Source organism: Pseudorhodobacter sp. (genome assembly GCF_030452865.1).
GTDB lineage: Bacteria > Pseudomonadota > Alphaproteobacteria > Rhodobacterales > Rhodobacteraceae > Pseudorhodobacter.
Genome location: NZ_JAKDLJ010000003.1, coordinates 1 through 16,298, shown reverse-complemented (window position 1 = coordinate 16,298; position 16,298 = coordinate 1). Strand labels below are relative to the sequence as shown.

Annotated in this window: 17 protein-coding genes and 1 pseudogene; 9 read left to right on the top strand and 9 right to left on the bottom strand. The window is 59.0% G+C overall.

Translation table 11 applies throughout. The annotated features are described in order from the left end of the window. Positions 1–165 precede the first annotated feature (165 nt). From lon to L0H65_RS00570, 7 genes are all read right to left on the bottom strand, one after another. On the bottom strand, positions 166–2,574 hold the full coding sequence (gene lon, locus L0H65_RS00600; RefSeq protein ID WP_301456824.1) for an endopeptidase La: 2,409 nt from the start codon (positions 2,572–2,574) through the stop codon (positions 166–168). Positions 2,575–2,784: 210 nt separating this feature from the next. Then, on the bottom strand, positions 2,785–3,138 hold the full coding sequence (locus L0H65_RS00595) for an Mth938-like domain-containing protein (protein ID WP_301456823.1): 354 nt from the start codon (positions 3,136–3,138) through the stop codon (positions 2,785–2,787). Between the two features lie 4 nt (positions 3,139–3,142). Next, positions 3,143–4,117: a protein translocase subunit SecF gene (gene secF / locus L0H65_RS00590; RefSeq protein ID WP_301456822.1), complete on the bottom strand. Its 975-nt coding sequence runs from the start codon at positions 4,115–4,117 to the stop codon at positions 3,143–3,145. Positions 4,118–4,121: 4 nt separating this feature from the next. Further along, positions 4,122–5,789, bottom strand: a complete 1,668-nt coding sequence (gene secD / locus L0H65_RS00585) for a protein translocase subunit SecD (RefSeq protein ID WP_301456821.1) — start codon at positions 5,787–5,789, stop codon at positions 4,122–4,124. A gap of 19 nt (positions 5,790–5,808) precedes the next feature. After that, positions 5,809–6,132: a preprotein translocase subunit YajC gene (gene yajC / locus L0H65_RS00580; RefSeq protein WP_301456820.1), complete on the bottom strand. Its 324-nt coding sequence runs from the start codon at positions 6,130–6,132 to the stop codon at positions 5,809–5,811. Between the two features lie 144 nt (positions 6,133–6,276). After that, the gene (locus tag L0H65_RS00575; protein WP_301456819.1) at positions 6,277–7,260 is read right to left on the bottom strand and encodes a Hint domain-containing protein; all 984 of its coding nucleotides are present in this window, start codon (positions 7,258–7,260) and stop codon (positions 6,277–6,279) included. Next, a complete protein-coding gene (locus L0H65_RS00570; RefSeq protein ID WP_301456818.1) occupies positions 7,247–7,864 on the bottom strand; it encodes a toxin-activating lysine-acyltransferase in 618 nt (205 codons plus the stop codon). Before L0H65_RS00570 ends, L0H65_RS00575 begins: the two co-directional genes overlap by 14 nt. A 276-nt stretch (positions 7,865–8,140) precedes the next feature. On the opposite strand from L0H65_RS00570, the gene serS reads away from it, so the two are divergent. Beyond that, complete coding sequence (serS, locus tag L0H65_RS00565) at positions 8,141–9,433, top strand: serine--tRNA ligase (protein WP_301456817.1); 1,293 nt, start codon at positions 8,141–8,143, stop codon at positions 9,431–9,433. Between the two features lie 13 nt (positions 9,434–9,446). Here serS and L0H65_RS00560 read toward each other — a convergent pair whose 3' ends face one another. Continuing rightward, entirely contained in the window at positions 9,447–10,043 is a 597-nt protein-coding gene (locus L0H65_RS00560) for a lytic transglycosylase domain-containing protein (RefSeq protein ID WP_301456816.1), read from the bottom strand. Positions 10,044–10,295: 252 nt separating this feature from the next. Between L0H65_RS00560 and ssb the strand changes: the two genes are divergently transcribed. The 5 genes from ssb (at position 10,296) to L0H65_RS00535 (ending at position 13,917) form a co-directional block, all read left to right on the top strand. Further along, positions 10,296–10,805, top strand: coding sequence for a single-stranded DNA-binding protein (gene ssb, locus L0H65_RS00555; protein ID WP_301456815.1), 510 nt, complete (start codon positions 10,296–10,298; stop codon positions 10,803–10,805). A gap of 148 nt (positions 10,806–10,953) precedes the next feature. Next, positions 10,954–11,316, top strand: a complete 363-nt coding sequence (locus L0H65_RS00550) for an SUF system Fe-S cluster assembly protein (protein WP_301456814.1) — start codon at positions 10,954–10,956, stop codon at positions 11,314–11,316. A gap of 71 nt (positions 11,317–11,387) precedes the next feature. Beyond that, positions 11,388–11,738 (top strand): iron-sulfur cluster assembly accessory protein, encoded by a 351-nt coding sequence (locus tag L0H65_RS00545; protein ID WP_301456813.1) that lies wholly within the window; start codon positions 11,388–11,390, stop codon positions 11,736–11,738. Between the two features lie 255 nt (positions 11,739–11,993). Further along, complete coding sequence (tpiA, locus tag L0H65_RS00540; protein ID WP_301456812.1) at positions 11,994–12,740, top strand: triose-phosphate isomerase; 747 nt, start codon at positions 11,994–11,996, stop codon at positions 12,738–12,740. Between the two features lie 4 nt (positions 12,741–12,744). Continuing rightward, positions 12,745–13,917 carry a cytochrome P450 gene (locus tag L0H65_RS00535; protein ID WP_301456838.1) on the top strand — a complete coding sequence of 391 codons (1,173 nt, stop codon included), beginning with the start codon at positions 12,745–12,747 and terminating at the stop codon, positions 13,915–13,917. A gap of 185 nt (positions 13,918–14,102) precedes the next feature. Here L0H65_RS00535 and L0H65_RS00530 read toward each other — a convergent pair whose 3' ends face one another. Further along, the gene (locus L0H65_RS00530) at positions 14,103–14,564 is read right to left on the bottom strand and encodes an Lrp/AsnC family transcriptional regulator (protein WP_301456811.1); all 462 of its coding nucleotides are present in this window, start codon (positions 14,562–14,564) and stop codon (positions 14,103–14,105) included. Positions 14,565–14,700: 136 nt separating this feature from the next. On the opposite strand from L0H65_RS00530, the gene cobA reads away from it, so the two are divergent. The 3 genes and pseudogenes from cobA to L0H65_RS00515 form a co-directional block, all read left to right on the top strand. Further along, positions 14,701–15,462 carry a uroporphyrinogen-III C-methyltransferase gene (gene cobA, locus L0H65_RS00525; RefSeq protein ID WP_301456810.1) on the top strand — a complete coding sequence of 254 codons (762 nt, stop codon included), beginning with the start codon at positions 14,701–14,703 and terminating at the stop codon, positions 15,460–15,462. Then, entirely contained in the window at positions 15,459–15,782 is a 324-nt protein-coding gene (locus tag L0H65_RS00520; protein WP_301456809.1) for a DUF2849 domain-containing protein, read from the top strand. The genes cobA and L0H65_RS00520 overlap by 4 nt, the downstream gene beginning before the upstream one ends. Then, positions 15,775–16,298 (top strand): annotated as a pseudogene (locus tag L0H65_RS00515) (nitrite/sulfite reductase); the annotation flags it as partial. The gene L0H65_RS00520 and the pseudogene L0H65_RS00515, both read left to right, overlap by 8 nt.

The following is a 16,298-nucleotide window of genomic DNA, read 5'->3' as shown; positions in this document are numbered from 1 at the left end:
TCAAAAGCGCCGGATGTCTGAGGGTGAGCGCCCCGGCACATTGCGGCAGGTGTTTTGCACGCTCTTTTCGTGCTGATACGGCAATCCCGAGTGCCGGTTCTGAAATACAGAAAGGCGCGGCAAATCTGACGCGCCTTTCTGGAGTACTGGCGATTCAGCCTCGGTTCAATGTGCGGTTTGGCCCAATCCGGGGTCGGACTTCGCTTGCCGGGCTGCCGCCGCAGCTTCTTCGGCAGCCTCGTCCCATTCGACCGCTTCCGGCTGCCGAACCAGCGCCAGTTTCAGCACTTCGCGCGCATGGGTGACGGGAATGATGGTCAGCCCCGCCTTCACATTCGCCGGAATCTCCGCCAGATCCTTTTCGTTCTCTTTCGGGATCAGAACCGTGGTAATTCCACCGCGCAAAGCCGCCATCAGCTTTTCCTTGAGCCCGCCGATAGGCATCGCGTTGCCGCGCAGGGACACCTCCCCCGTCATTGCTATATCCTTGCGCACCGGAATTTGTGTCAGAACGGAAACAATAGAGGTGACCATCGCCAAACCAGCAGACGGACCATCCTTTGGCGTAGCCCCATCCGGAACGTGGACATGGATATCAATCGCCTCGAACTTCGGTGGTTTCACCCCAATTTCCGGACTGATCGAACGGACGTAGCTGGCCGCCGCATCAATCGACTCCTTCATCACATCGCCCAGTTTGCCGGTGGTCTTCATCCGGCCCTTGCCCGGCAGGCGCAGTGCCTCGATCGACAGCAACTCGCCACCAACCGAAGTCCAGGCCAAGCCTGTCACCACGCCAATCTGATCCTCGGACTCCGCCAAACCATAGCGGTGCCGTTTGACACCAAGGAAGCCTTCCAGCCCGTCAATCGTGACCTCAACCTTCTTGGTCTTGCCCTTGACGATTTCGGTCACCGCCTTGCGTGCCAGCTTTGCCAGTTCGCGTTCCAGGTTACGAACGCCAGCTTCGCGGGTATAGGTGCGGATCACTTCCAGCAGCGCATCATCGGCAACCGAAAACTCACCTTTCTTCAAAGCATGGTTCTTGATCTGCTTCGGGATCAAGTGTTGCTTGGCAATCTCTTGCTTTTCATCTTCGGTATAGCCCGAAAGCGGAATGATCTCCATCCGGTCCAGCAGCGGCGAGGGCATGTTGTAAGTGTTCGCCGTAGTCAGGAACATCACGTTCGAAAGGTCATATTCAACCTCAAGATAGTGATCGGTGAAGGTGGCGTTCTGTTCCGGATCCAGCACCTCCAGCATCGCGCTGGCAGGATCACCGCGAAAATCCTGCCCCATTTTGTCGATTTCATCGAGCAAAATCAGCGGATTGGTGGTTTTTGCCTTTTTCAGCGCCTGTATGATCTTTCCCGGCATGGAGCCGATATAGGTCCGCCGATGCCCGCGAATCTCAGACTCGTCGCGTACACCGCCAAGCGAAATGCGGATAAACTCCCGCCCCGTGGCCTTCGCCACCGATCGCCCCAATGAGGTCTTGCCAACACCCGGAGGCCCGACCAGACACAGGATCGGGCCTTTCAGCTTGGCAGACCGCGCCTGCACCGCCAGATATTCAACGATACGTTCCTTGACCTTTTCCAGCCCGTAATGATCGGCGTCCAGTACGGCTTGCGCCTTGGTCAGGTCTTTCTTGACGCGGGATTTGACACCCCACGGCACACCCAGCAGCCAATCGAGATAGTTGCGCACGACGGTCGCTTCCGCGCTCATCGGACTCATGCTTTTCAGCTTCTTGACTTCGGCTTCGGCCTTGTCGCGCGCCTCTTTCGACAGCGCGGTGTTGGCAATGCGGCTCTCCAACTCGGCGACCTCGTTCTGGCCGTCTTCACCGTCGCCGAGTTCCTTCTGGATCGCCTTCATCTGCTCATTCAGGTAATATTCGCGCTGCGTCCGTTCCATCTGGGATTTCACGCGGGTCTTGATCTTTTTCTCGACCTGCATGACGGACATTTCGCCCTGCATGTGGCCGTACACCTTTTCCAACCGCTGCCCAACGTCCAGCGTTTCCAGCAGCGCCTGCTTGTCGGACACCTCGATCCCCAGATGCCCGGCGGCCAAATCCGCCAGACGTGAGGGTTCGCGGGTTTCAGCAACAGCAGAAAGCGCCTCCTCAGGAATGTTCTTCTTGATCTTGGCGTAACGCTCAAACTCCTCCGCCACGGCCCGCACCAGCGCGCCAACCGTATCGGGATCGCCCGGGAGTTCGGTCAAAGGTGCGACTTCCGCCTCAAAAAACCGGTCATTCTCGACGAAATTCGTGATCCGCACCCGTGACTTGCCTTCGACCAGCACCTTTACGGTGCCATCGGGCAATTTCAACAGTTGCAGCACATTGGCCAAGACCCCGGCACGATAGATACCATCGGTTTGCGGGTCATCCACAGTCGGATCAATCTGGCTGGACAGCAGGATCTGGCGGTCTTCCGCCATAACCTCCTCCAGTGCGCGGACCGATTTTTCACGGCCCACGAACAGCGGTACAATCATATGCGGAAACACCACAATATCGCGCAGCGGCAATACCGGGTGACTTTGGGAGATGCGTTCGCTCATTTCTTGTCCTTACCTGGCAGGAAAGCCACGGTCCCGGCGTTTCGGCAACCTTTTACCTTCCCCTATTCAGTCACCATATCTGGTGGCGGTGGCGTGCGCTGTCAACCAGCCCAACCGCATTTGCACAACAATGCGCCACTGTCGTATGCGCTGCAAGCGACGAATAAGCCAAATTTGAATGGATCACAAATCCGTTTCTTCAACACACAGCTAGACAGGCAGCAGTGCCGCCGCGATCCGGCGCCCTTCGGACAATAGCACATTGTAAGTCCGCGCGGCAGCGGGGGAGTTCATCACTTCGACCCCGATGCCCTGCGACTCCAACGCGGCTCGGAAAACCAACGGAACCTGCGCAATCTCTGCCCCCGTGCCGACGAAAAGCACGTCGATCCTATCGATGAGCGCGAGCGGAGCGGCACTATCGTCTAACCCGCCCCACGGCCCCGCATCCCATGGCGTCACCAGAACCGGACCGTGCAGCACCTGCCCCGCGATCCGGAAGAAGCCTGGCCCATAACTGTCGATGGGCCGGGCGTCTTCATAGGTGATCTCGGTCAGGCGCATCGGATCAGGCGTCGATATTGGAAAACTGCGTACCGGGGGTTTCCGGCTTGGTCGTCCAGTCGCGCTTCACCCCGAGCCACAAAACGACGTTTTTCGCGACATAGACCGAAGAATACGTCCCGACCACGATGCCGAAAGTGATGGCAAAGGTGAAACCGCGGATCACGTCGCCGCCGAGGATCAACAAGGCGAGCAAAGCGATCAGAGTGGTGGTGGAGGTCATCAACGTCCGGCTGAGGGTTTCGTTGACCGCAAGGTTCATCACGTCGATCAGCGGCATGGTTTTGAACTTGATCAGGTTTTCCCGCAGCCGGTCGAAGACCACCACGGTATCGTTGATGGAATAGCCCAGAATCGTCAGCAGTGCCGCGATGACCGCCAGATCGAACTTGATCTGGAACAGCGCGAAAACCCCGACTGTAACCACAATGTCATGGACCAGCGCAACAACGGCGCCCACCGCAAACTGCCATTCAAACCGCAGCCAGATATAGGCAAGGATCGACCCGGTGGCCCCCAGTACCGCCAGAATCGCAGACCATATCAGCTCTCCCGACACTTTCGGCCCCACAGATTCCACGGAGGGGAAACTGATCGCAGGGTCGATGGTTTTCAACGCGGCCTCCGCGTCTTCAAGGACCGCTGGCGTCACAGCTTCATAGCCGTCCTGCGCCTGAATCCGGATCATCGCGACATTCTTTTCCGGCCCGAAACTCGGGTCGAAAACTTCGGTGATACTGACATCGCCAAGGTCAAGTGGCACCAGCGCGGCGCGATAAGCGCCAACATCGACCTTTTGCGTACTTTCGGTGCGGACCGTAGTGCCGCCGCGGAAGTCGATTCCGAAGTTCAACCCCATGACCAGGACCAGAATCACCGATGCGATAACGGCCATCACCGATGCACCGAATGTCAGATAGCGGTACTTGAAGAAATCCCAATGCGTTTCGGCGGGAACCAGTCTTAAACGGAATGCCATTTCCCTATACCTCTATCGTTTTCGGACGGGTGCGGCCAAACCAGACCACCACGATCGCGCGTGTCACATAAATCGCCGTAAAGACCGAGGTGATGATCCCGATCGCCAGCGTCACGGCAAATCCGCGCACCGGCCCAGCACCCACCATGAACAGGATCACTGCGACGATGAACGTGGTCACGTTGGCGTCGATGATCGCGGACAACGCTTTTTCATAACCCAACTCAATTGCCCGTGCAGGTCCGCGCGCTGTTTTCAGCTCCTCGCGGATCCGTTCGAACACCAATACGTTGGCATCCACTGCCATACCGATGGTCAACACGATCCCGGCGATCCCCGGCAGGGTAAGGGTTGCACCGATCACGCTGAGCGTGCCGAAGATCAGCGTCACGTTGAACATCAGCGCGACGGAGGCCATGGTCCCGAACCAGCCGTAAGACGCAATCATCAGCGCCACAACCAGGCCCATCGCGACAACGGAGGCAAGACGCCCGGCGTCGATACTGTCCTGTCCCAGTTCCGGGCCGATCGTGCGTTCCTCCAGAAAGGTCATCTGGGCGGGCAACGCCCCTGCCCGCAGCAAAACCGCAAGGTCGGTACTTTCCTCCACAGTGAAATTGCCGGTGATGATACCCGACCCACCCGGAATATGGCTTTGAATCACCGGTGCGGAAATCACCTCATTATCCAAGACGATGGCGAACGGGCTGCCGATATTGTTGGCAGTGTAGTCGCCGAATTTCCGCGCGCCTGACGGATCAAACCGGAAGCTGACCGCCGGGCGGTTGTTCTGGTCGAAGGACGGTTGCGCATCGGTCAGATCCTCACCGGTCACCACCGGCGTCTGCTCGATGATGTAATATTGTCCCGGCTCATTCGCCGAGGGCAAAATCGCGTTTCGCGGACCGGGGTTGGCTCCGGCGTCGGTTGTGCGGCTGACAACCGGGTTGAAGGTCAGCTTTGCGGTGGTGCCAATCAGCTTTTTCAGCTCCGACGCTGAACCAATTCCCGGCACCTGAATCAAAATCCGGTCTACGCCCTGTCTCTGGATCGTCGGTTCCCGCGTGCCTGCCGCATCGACACGGCGACGAATGATCTCCAGCGATTGCTGGATCGTGCGGCTGTCGGTTGCGGCGCGTTCGGCCGGCGAGAGTTGCAAAACGATATCGGATCCGTCGGAGGTTATCTCATAGTCTTTTTGCCCCGCCCCGGTGATCGACACCACCGGAGTCGCCAACGCCTGCACCGCCTTCAACGCGACCGCCATGCCTTCAGGCTTTGAAATGGCCACGCGCAGGATACTTGGCACCGAAGGTTGCCTGCGCACCGATCCGACCTGATCGCGCACATCGCGCAGCGCATCGCGGACATCGGGCCAGATCGAGTCGATCCGGGCGGCATAGACATCCTCCACCTGCACCTCTGCCAGCAGATGCGCCCCGCCCCGCAGATCAAGCCCCAGATTCACAAGGTTGGAAGGCAGCCAGGACGGCCATTGCGCAATCGCGGATTCCTGCTCCGGCGTTGCCACCCCGTTCGCCTTGGTGACCGCGGCCACCGCATCATTGTGCTGCTCAACCTTGGAATAGAACAGGTTGGGCACGGTGAAGATGACGCCGAACGCACAAAGCGCCCAGATCAACACGCGCTTCCAAAGCGGGATTTGCAACATGGGGTCAGGCTTTCCGTTATCAGGCCGAGGCCGGTTCGGTTTTCGACATCACCTGCGCGATTGTGTGGCGCAGAACCTTGACCTTGACGCCATCGGCGATTTCGACCTCGACAATGCCATCATCGGCAACCTTGATCACCTTGCCGACAATACCACCTTGCGTCAGCACCTGATCGCCTCGGCGCAGCGCCTCTACCATTGCCTTGTGCTCCTTCAGCTTCTTTTGCTGCGGACGGATCAGCAGGAAATACATGATCCCGAAAATCAGGATCAGCGGCATCAGGGAAGTAACGGCACCCAGGCCACCACCAGCGGCCTGCGCGAACGCGGGGGTTGCAAACATCAATATATCCTCTCGGTCGGTGGGGCAGTGCCCCGGATTTGTTGCGGCGCACCCTATATCCGGTGCGCCCTATTCGCAAGGCGGCCTGCACCACCCTTCACCGACCATTTAGTCACGCGGCATCGTCAGAACGAAACCACCGCATCAGATCACTTCGAATGCAGCGTTTCGCGGGGCAGCATGACCCCGGTTCGCTGCGCCCGCTTGAAATCCACGTGGTAAAAGCGTTGCGGTCCGACTGCACGCCACCAAGGTTTTCTGCCAGCGACGCTGCGGGATCTTGCGCGCGGGCACCGACAATGCCCCCCGTTGCGCCGCTTCCGGAAACAGGATTTCAATCTCCAACCGGGCATCATCGGGCAACAGGCGCAGCGCCTCCGGCCCCAGCAGCAGGCTTTCCGACGGGGCACCTTCTGCAAAGACAATCTGATGCCGGTCAAACAGCAAATGCACATATTCCACCGGCTGTGGCCGCGCGTCCAGCGTGATTCCGGGCAAGCCCACCAACCGGATCGCCGGCAACAGCACTTCGCGCGCGCCGCAAAGCTGTTTGGCGATATCAGATGAAACCATCATGCGGTGTTGGCGCGATACCCAAAGATCGCGCAGCGGCAACCCCGCCCCCAAAGCGCCCGACGCGATGCGGACCGGGCAGAGCCGCTCATCCAGAGCGAGTTCACCCCCTGCGACCAGTCGTCGCCCGATCCAGCGCAAGGGTTGCATCCCATGGTCGCGGGTCAAGACCTCATCGCCCGGTAACAAGGTTGCACAATCGCGCGGCCCCAGAGCCGTTGCGATCAGTGTTCCGGCGGTAAAACACGGAACGCCGGATATCGTGATCGTGATGATTTGCGTGTCGGTTCCGAGCGCATCCGTCACCCGGACCACGAATGTATCCGTCAGCGTATCGCCTGCACCCAGTGCATTGACCGTCGCGTTCGTGTCGTCGAGATCATAGCTCCACACCCCAGCCGCATTGATGCTGACCGCGCCAAAGCTGGCACCACTGTTGATGGCCCAGGTATTGGCCGCGCCATTGCCCGAATCCGTCAGCGCCCCCGTGATGACCGCGCCGCTGTCTTCCAGAACGGAGCCGGAAATCGTACCGGTGATGTTAGGTGCCGCCACCTGTGCGCCCCCCCTCCATCATCTTGCGAAACTGCCCGACGCCGTAGGATTTGACCTGTACCTCGGCCTCCGGCGTCGCACGCGACCATTCGACAATGCGGTAGCGGCTGCCATCCTTGTTGTGCCAAAGGGTGCGCACCCGGTTCAGGCCGGGGTTTTGCGTCAACAGCGGCACAATCTGGTCCACATGGCCAAAGGGGGCCAGAAAATCGACCAGCCAGACCGACGCGCCGCCGTTCCAATCCTGCGGCTCCAACGCCTGATGTTCGACGGCAAAGCGCCGCTCGGCCGCCTCCGACAGCCCTGCCCAGGTGATCCCGGCACGCGCAAAACCGTTGGAACGGAACAATTTGTACTGCCCAAGCCGCAACGGCGCTTCGAAACTGGCAAACAAATCCGCAAGTGTGCGTCGACGGTGGAACGTCGTCAGCGAGGCAAGATAGAACATCGCCCCGAAATCCGCGAGAAACGCCTCGGGCAGATCAAACCAATCCTGCGGGAATCTGGTCCCCTGCGCTGATGACGCAGGCGCTGAACCACGCATTTCAGCAAAATGCCGCATGGTTGCACGGAAAAACTGACTTGGTTCCTGCCCCAAGGTCATCTTGCACTTGGTCCTTGCTCATTGGCTGCCGCGCCATTGGCTGGCGAACAACCCCGAAATTCTCTGCCTCGATCACGCTCATTGCGGCGCTTATCTGGCGAAGATAGCCCGGTTTCGCACCAAATGGAATCCCCCCCGCAAAAACAGTTGTGGCGCTGTGGGCGATTTGTCGTTTCCAGCTGCTGCTGGATGCGCTTTTCCGCATTTGCCCTTCACCGCCAAATCGGGCATAGCTGCCGCGTTGAATGAAGCAAGACAAACCAAAAGGGCCACCCTATGCATGATATCCGCGCCATCCGCGAAAATCCGGCAGCCTTTGATGCAGAACTCGCGCGCCGAGGGCTGGCCCCCTGTTCTGTCGAAATCTTGAAGATCGACGAAAGCCGTCGCGCGAAAATCCTGGCGGCAGAAACCGCAACGGCGTCCCAGAACGCCGCGTCTAAACTGGTTGGCGCGGCGAAAGCCAAAGGCGATGAAGCAGAGTTTGAGCGGTTGCGCGCATTGGTCAGCAAGGCGAAAGCTGAAATCGCCCTTCTGAATGACGAAGCAAGCGTCGAGGATACGCGCTTGCGCGAACTGTTGATGACCATTCCCAACCTGCCTTTGGCTGAAGTTCCCGAAGGCCGCGACGAATCCGATAACGTTGAAATCCGCCGCTGGGGCACCCCCCGCGCAATAAATTTCAAACCACTGGAACATTATCAACTTCCCGCCGCCCTGCCGGGGATGGATTTTGCGACTGCTGCCAAACTCTCCGGTTCCCGCTTTGTCGTCCTGCGCGGTGCGATGATCCGACTGCACCGCGCGCTGGCGCAATTCATGCTGGATACGCATATTGAAGAACATGGGTTGAACGAGGTCTGGACTCCGGTTCTGGTCAAGGATGAGGCGATGTTCGGCACCGGAAACCTGCCGAAATTCGCCGAGGACAGTTATCAGACCACCAACGGCTGGTGGCTGATCCCGACTTCCGAAGTCACCCTGACCAACACGGTTGCGGGTGACACGCTGGAGGAATCCCAGCTTCCGATCCGCATGACCGCCCACACGCAATGTTTCCGCTCCGAAGCGGGGTCCGGAGGGCGCGATACCTCCGGCATGTTGCGCCAGCATCAGTTCGAGAAGGTGGAGATGGTCAGCATCACCACGCCCGAAACTTCACTGGCAGAACACGACCGCATGACCAGTTGCGCCGAGGCGATCCTGCGAAAGCTGGAATTGCCCTACCGTGTGATGGTGCTTTGCACCGGTGATATGGGGTTCGGCTCCACCAAAACGCATGATCTGGAGGTGTGGTTGCCGGGGCAGGATACTTACCGCGAGATTTCGTCAGTCTCTGTCTGCGGTGACTTTCAGGCGCGCCGGATGAATGCGCGCTACAAGCCTGCGGGCGGCGGCAAGCCGGAATTTGTCCATACCCTGAATGGCTCCGGCCTTGCGGTCGGGCGTTGCCTGATTGCGGTGTTGGAGAACGGGCAACAGGCCGATGGCTCCGTCGATCTGCCAGCGGCGCTGCACCCTTACATGCGCGGCGCGACCAGAATCACCGCATCGGGCGAATTGACCTGAGCCATGCGCCGTTTCAGCCGCCCAGAATAATCAGAACGTAGTTGCGGGTTTCGGCATAGGGCGGAATGCCTGCATGCTTTTGCACCGCCTGCGGCCCGGCATTATAGGCGGCCAGCGCCAGACGCCAGCTTCCGAATTGGTCATACATCATGCGCAAATACCGCGCGCCGCCTTCAAGATTCTGGTGCGGGTCCTGAATATCCACACCCAACAGCACCGCTGTACCCGGCATGAGTTGCGCAAGGCCCGTCGCCCCTGCCTGCGACCGCGCCGAAGGGTTCCAGCCCGATTCCTGCTGCACAAGCCGCAAGAACAGGTCTTCCGGCACCGAATGTTTGCGTGCGGCGGCTTTTGCGACCGTCAGATACTGGCCTCGATAACTGCCGCGAAATCGTGGAATCGCCGCGTCTTTGGCAATCGGCGTCGGGTTCGGTTGCAGGCGCACCGAGGCGGAATATTGCTTGGCCAAACGGGTATCGAGCAAGCGCGTCTGCGATTTGAACAAGGCGTTGCGTGATTTGGACTTACCGGAAAGGTTCAAGCCTTCGCCGTAACCTGCCCCGGCCGCACAAACGGCAGAGATGAAAACTGCTCCGAACAAACGCCGCATTGAGCCTACCCTGAATCACCCCAAGAACCGGTTGCATTATAGGCAAGCAGGCGGGATTGACTACCCCTTGCGGTGATGTCGCATGAAGGCCAGTTGAACGGCGCAAGGGCTGACCCGCGACAGGCAGATACTGACTGTGAGTTGCAGCGCGCCGCCGCCAAGGCTATAGGCTTTGTTAGCCAGTTCCGGCGAGGCTGCGGGAACCAGGAGAATCACGCGCCCGGCAAGGTCGCTGCAAAAATGGGGGGCCGCATGGCTGGATCGGTAAACAAGGTTATCATCGTCGGGAATCTGGGTCGTGACCCGGAAGTGCGCACCTTCGCCAATGGCGGCAAGGTTGTGAACCTGCGGATCGCCACGTCCGAGTCGTGGCGCGACAAAGCGTCGGGGGAAAAGCGTGAAAAAACCGAATGGCATTCCGTCGCGATTTTCTCTGAACCCGTCGGACGCATTGCGGAGCAATATCTGCGCAAGGGATCAACGGTTTACATCGAAGGCCAGTTGGAAACCCGCAAATGGCAGGACCAATCCGGCGCGGATCGCTATTCGACCGAAATCGTGATCCGCCCCTATCGCGGCGAATTGACCCTGCTCGGCGGTCGGGGTGACGGCGGCGCCGGCGGTGGCGGAGGCGACGAATACGAGGATCGCGGCGGTTACGAAGGCGGCGGATCATCCGGTGGTTCCGGTCGTAGCGGAGGCTCCTCATCGTCGGGCAGTGGCGGTGGTCGTCCGGACATGGACGACGAAATCCCGTTTTGAGCCGACGCAATTTTGTTTCGAAGAATCAGGTTGCACCATAGAGTTTCCTCTCTCACGGATCGTGGCAGTGCTTTTGCCTTCCGGTCGCCTCTGGACGCGGGAATGACAATTCCCTATATATTCAGTCGGAATAACCCGCGAGGCGACAATGAACCAGCCGCAAGACCGCATCGAAGGCGCACCTTTGATCAAGCAGTCAAGCACCGACCATCCGCTTTATGAGCAGGTGGTCGAGGCGTGTCGAACCGTGTTCGACCCCGAAATTCCCGTTAACATATATGATCTCGGTTTGATCTATACGATTGATATTTCATCCGAAAATGATATCGAAATCCTGATGACACTGACCGCACCCGGCTGCCCGGTGGCAGGCGAAATGCCCGGATGGGTCGCGGATGCGGTGGAGCCTCTGGCGGGGGTGAAGACCGTCAATGTCGGCATGACCTTCGATCCGCCCTGGGGGATGGAGATGATGTCGGACGAGGCGCGGCTGGAACTCGGCTTCATGTAAGCGATCTGCGCGGATCTTGAGAGATGTCGCCCAATGCCCTATATTGACGATTGAACGCTGGAGGACGCCAAATGTTCGGAATTCCCGGAAAAGCTGCTGTCACCCTGACCCCGGCCGCAACGCGCCAGATCGCGCGATTGATGGCAAAACGCGGCTCCTCTGGGTTGCGGATCGGTGTTAAAAAGGGCGGGTGCGCCGGGATGGAATACACGATGGATTATGTATCCGACGTGAATCCGATGGATGAAACCGTGGAACAGGATGGCGCACGGGTGATGATTGCACCAATGGCGCAGATGTTCCTGATCGGGACCGAGATTGATTATGAAACCTCGCTTTTGGAAGCCGGGTTCAAGTTCCGTAACCCGAACGTATCGGAAGCCTGCGGATGCGGCGAGTCGATCAAGTTCAAGGACGGTTGAAACTGCAGACGTCGCAAACGATTTTCGGGAAAAATCGTGCCTCCGGCGGAGGTATTTTTGCCAAGATGAAGGCTCATCGCGAAGAACGGCAGGCAGGATTTACAGATCCCGCCAAAATCCTTCGAAAGAATATTGCCTTTGAAGTGAAATCGGATTCGCTGCCTCTCCCGTTGATGAGATGCGAATTCCAATTTGTCTGTTTCAGATGAAATACAAAACGCTATAGCATTGCCCAGATGCAATGGAGGGACGGATATGCGCAAACTCGCCGCAGGAAACTGGAAGATGAACGGCACATCAGCGGAGTTGGGTGAGGCGCGCGCGCTGCTGACGGCGCATCCGACACCGGGATGTGACATGCTGCTTTGCCCCCCCGCAACCCTCATCGGCGGAATGGTGCAGATTGCGGAAAGATCAGCATTGATGATCGGCGGGCAGGATTGCCATGCCGCGCAGAACGGGGCCCATACCGGCGATATCTCCGCGCTGATGCTGAAAGATGCAGGCGCGAGCCATGTGATCGTGGGCCATTCCGAACGTCGCGCCGATCATGGCGAAAGCAGCGCGTTGGTGCGCGCCAAAGCGATAACGGCGCTGACCGCAGGACTGGTTGCGATCGTCTGCGTCGGAGAAACCGAAGCCCAGCGCAATGCGGGTGAGACGCTGGCAGTGATCGCAATGCAGCTTGAAGGCTCACTTCCGCTGGCGCACGACAATCCGGAAAGCCTTGTGATCGCCTATGAACCGGTCTGGGCCATCGGCACCGGGCGCACGCCGACACTGGCAGAGGTGGCAGAGGTTCACAGATTCATCCGTGACACACTGATCCGGCGCTTTGGTGATCCTGCCCGGCAGATGCGCCTGCTTTATGGCGGATCGGTCAAACCCGGCAACGCGGCGGATATTTTCGCGGTTCCGAATGTGGACGGTGCATTGGTTGGTGGCGCGAGCCTGAAAGCCAGCGATTTCGGCGCTATTGTCGCAGCACTTGGGCATCACTGACGCCATGCGGAGCCTGTCACAATCGCCAAATGATCCCGCCTTTGTGCAGGACCCTTATGCGTTTTATGACCGCGCCCGCGTCTCTGGCCCTTTTTTTCACTGGACCGACTACGGCAAAACCTGCGCAACCTCCTATGCCGCCGTGAACGCAATCCTGCGCGACCGCCGGTTTGGTCGCGAAGTGCCGCAGGAACAACGCAAGCCAATCGCTCCGCATACCGCCCCTTTTTACGCAGTCGAGGCCGATTCGATGCTGGAACTGGAACCGCCACGCCATACGCGCTTGCGCGGGCTGGTGATGCGGGCGTTCACCTCCCGGCAGATCAATGCGCTGGCCCCTGAGATTGCGCAGCTCAGCCATGAACTGATTACTGCCTTTCCGGAGGGTAGCTTCGACCTGCTTCGGCATTTCGGCCAACGCCTGCCCGTCATCATCATTGCGCGTCTGCTCGGTGTCCCGGAAGAAATGGGTGACCAACTGCTGCGCTGGTCCAATGCCATGGTCAAGATGTACATTCCCAACCGGAGCCGCGCTGTGGAAGACGCCGCCGCAACAGCCAGCACTGATTTCACCGCCTTTCTGCGCAGTTATATCAAGGAACGCCGCGCCAAGCCTGCCGATGACCTGATCACCCATCTGATTGCCGCCGAGGAAGCGGGAGAGAGACTTTCCACCGATGAATTGATCACCACTTGCATCCTGCTGCTCAATGCCGGGCACGAGGCGACGGTCCACAGCATCGGCAACGCGGTAAAAACCATTTTGGAGACCGGAACGCCGATCACAGCCACCCCGGCCTATGCATTGGTGGAGGAGCTTTTGCGCTTTGATCCGCCACTGCATATGTTCACCCGGCACGCTTATGAGGATGCGGAGGTGATGGGCCATCTGATCCCGAAGGGCAGCGAAGTTGCCTTGCTGCTCGCCGCCGCGAATCGTGATCCTCAGGCTTACGAGCGGCCCGAACGATTTAATCCCAATCGTCCGGTCAAACCTCATCTGAGCTTTGGCGCGGGTCTGCATTTCTGCGTCGGCGCACCATTGGCCCGACTGGAGCTGCAAACCGCCTTGCCGATCCTGTTTGAACGCCTTCCCGGTCTGCGGCTGACCGAGCCGCCGCGCTACGCCGATCTTTACCACTTCCACGGGTTGGAACGGTTGATGATCACCGCCTGACCCGCAATTTCATCTTGGCGAAAATACCTTCAGGGGCTGAATGTACCGAGATCGTTTTGCATTTGATTTGAATCGCAATTAGCTGCTTCGACCGTTGGCTGAACGCGAATTTCGATGCGCATGTTGGCGATAGAATGCAAAACGCTTGAAAGGCGGAGTGAGGGCAGAATGCCCGCTGTCCGGCGTCACACTGCCAGCACCGTCGTCGATTTGATCTCCTCCATCGACAACAGGGCCGTGACGTTGAAAATCCGCACCTCGGAAATCAGCGCCTGATAGAATGTGTCATAGGCCCGCGCGTTGGCGACGCGCACTTTCAGGATATAGTCGATATCACCCGCCAGCCGATGCGCCTCCAGCACTTCCGGCCGCTGCCGTAGCGCCCGCAGGAATTTACGTTGCCAATCGGCCTCATGCTCCGAGGTGCGGATGAGAACGAAGAAGCACGCCTCCAGCCCCAGCGCCTCGGCATCCAGCAGCACCGTCTGGCGCTGGATCACCCCGTCTTCCTTCATCCGCTTGATCCGATTCCAAACCGGCGTCTTGGATGAGCCGGTTTTACGCGCGATTTCATCAAGGCTTTGCGACGCATCCTCTTGCAACTCCGCAAGGATTTTCCGGTCCATCTCATCCAATCGGGCTGCCATTCCTCTTACTCCTCCAAAACCGGACCGCCGTTCCATCTGACCGCATAATGCGAACAAACTTCCTTATCTACAAGGGCATATGGCGCAACACCGGGAAAATATCCTATAATTTGGACAAATAGCCAGAGGATTGAACATGACCAACGCCCCCTCCACGCCCCTCGTGACCTTCATCGGCGCCGGTCCGGGTGCTGCGGCTCATCTGACGCTTGGTGCTTATCAAGCATTGCAACAGGCTGACGTGGTGATCCATGACCGTCTCGTCGGAGCGGAAGTGCTGGCGCTGATCCCCGAGAATGTCACCTTGATCGACGTGGGCAAGGAAGGTTTTGGCACCTCCACCGATCAATCCAAAATTGACGCGCTTCTGGTGGCGCAGGCACTTCCCGGTCGCCGCGTTGTGCGTCTCAAAGGCGGCGATTGTGGGATTTTCGGACGGATGGATGAGGAAATGGAGGCGCTGGATGCGGCGGGCATTGCGTTCACCATCCTGCCAGGGTTGACCGCAGCCACCGTCGCCGCCGCCGAAATCGGTCAGTCGCTGACCCGTCGGGGTCGCAACACCGCTCTGCGCATCCTGACGGGGTATGACGTGGCAGGATACGCCGATCACGACTGGGCCGGGATTGCCCGCAGTGGTGAGGTCAGCGCGATCTACATGGGCAAGAAATCGGCGCGCTTCATTCAGGGGCGGTTGCTGATGCATGGTGCGGCGCACGACACCCCGGTTTCCGTCGTCGCCAATGTGTCCCGCCCCGATCAGCAAATCATCGGTGCAACGCTGGCCACCCTGCCGCAAGCCGTGGCAGAGGCAAACGGCCCCGCCATCATCCTTCTTGGTTTAGCACCCCGTGCAGCAGCCAATTCCCTTCCCCAATTGCAGGAGGCACAGGCATGAGCCGCGCATTCTCCCCGAAGATTGTCACCGCCAATGACCTGATTTCCGGCGATGTGATCTATCTGACCGCCGCTGACACCTGGTCACGTCAACACAATGAAGCAGAACTGATCGAGGATGAGGCGCATGCCCAATTGCGCTTGCTTGACGCTACGGCTCAAAAGCGCATCGCAGTCGGCGCCTATCTTGCGGACGCCAGGCGCGGCGATCGCGGGCCAGAACCAGTGCATTTCCGCGAGGATTTCCGCACCCGTGGGCCGTCCAACTATGCCCATGGCAAGCAAGAGGCCCAAAACCACTGGATAAAAAATCATGTATAATTACAACGCGTTTGATCAAGAATTCGTACGCGCCCGCGTCGCGCAATTCGCCGGCCAGGTGGCACGGCGGATTGATGGTTCATTGACAGAGGATGAGTTCCGGCCCCTCCGTCTGATGAACGGCGTCTATCTGCAACTGCACGCCTATATGCTGCGGGTGGCGATCCCTTACGGCACGCTTGATCCGCGCAAAATGCGCGCATTGGCGCAGATTGCAGATACCTACGACAAGGGTTACGGCCATTTCACCACCCGCCAGAACATCCAGTATAACTGGCCGCGCCTGACCGACATTCCGATGATCCTGTCGGATCTGGCCGATGTTGGTATGCACTCAATCCAGACTTCCGGCAACACGGTCCGCAACGTCACCGCCGATCATTTCGCCGGGGCCGCTGCCGATGAGGTCGAAGACCCCCGCCCCATCGCTGAATTGCTGCGCCAATGGTCCACCGATCACCCGGAATTCCAGTTCCTGCCGCGCAAGTTCAAGATCGCGGTCTCGGCCGGCAAGCA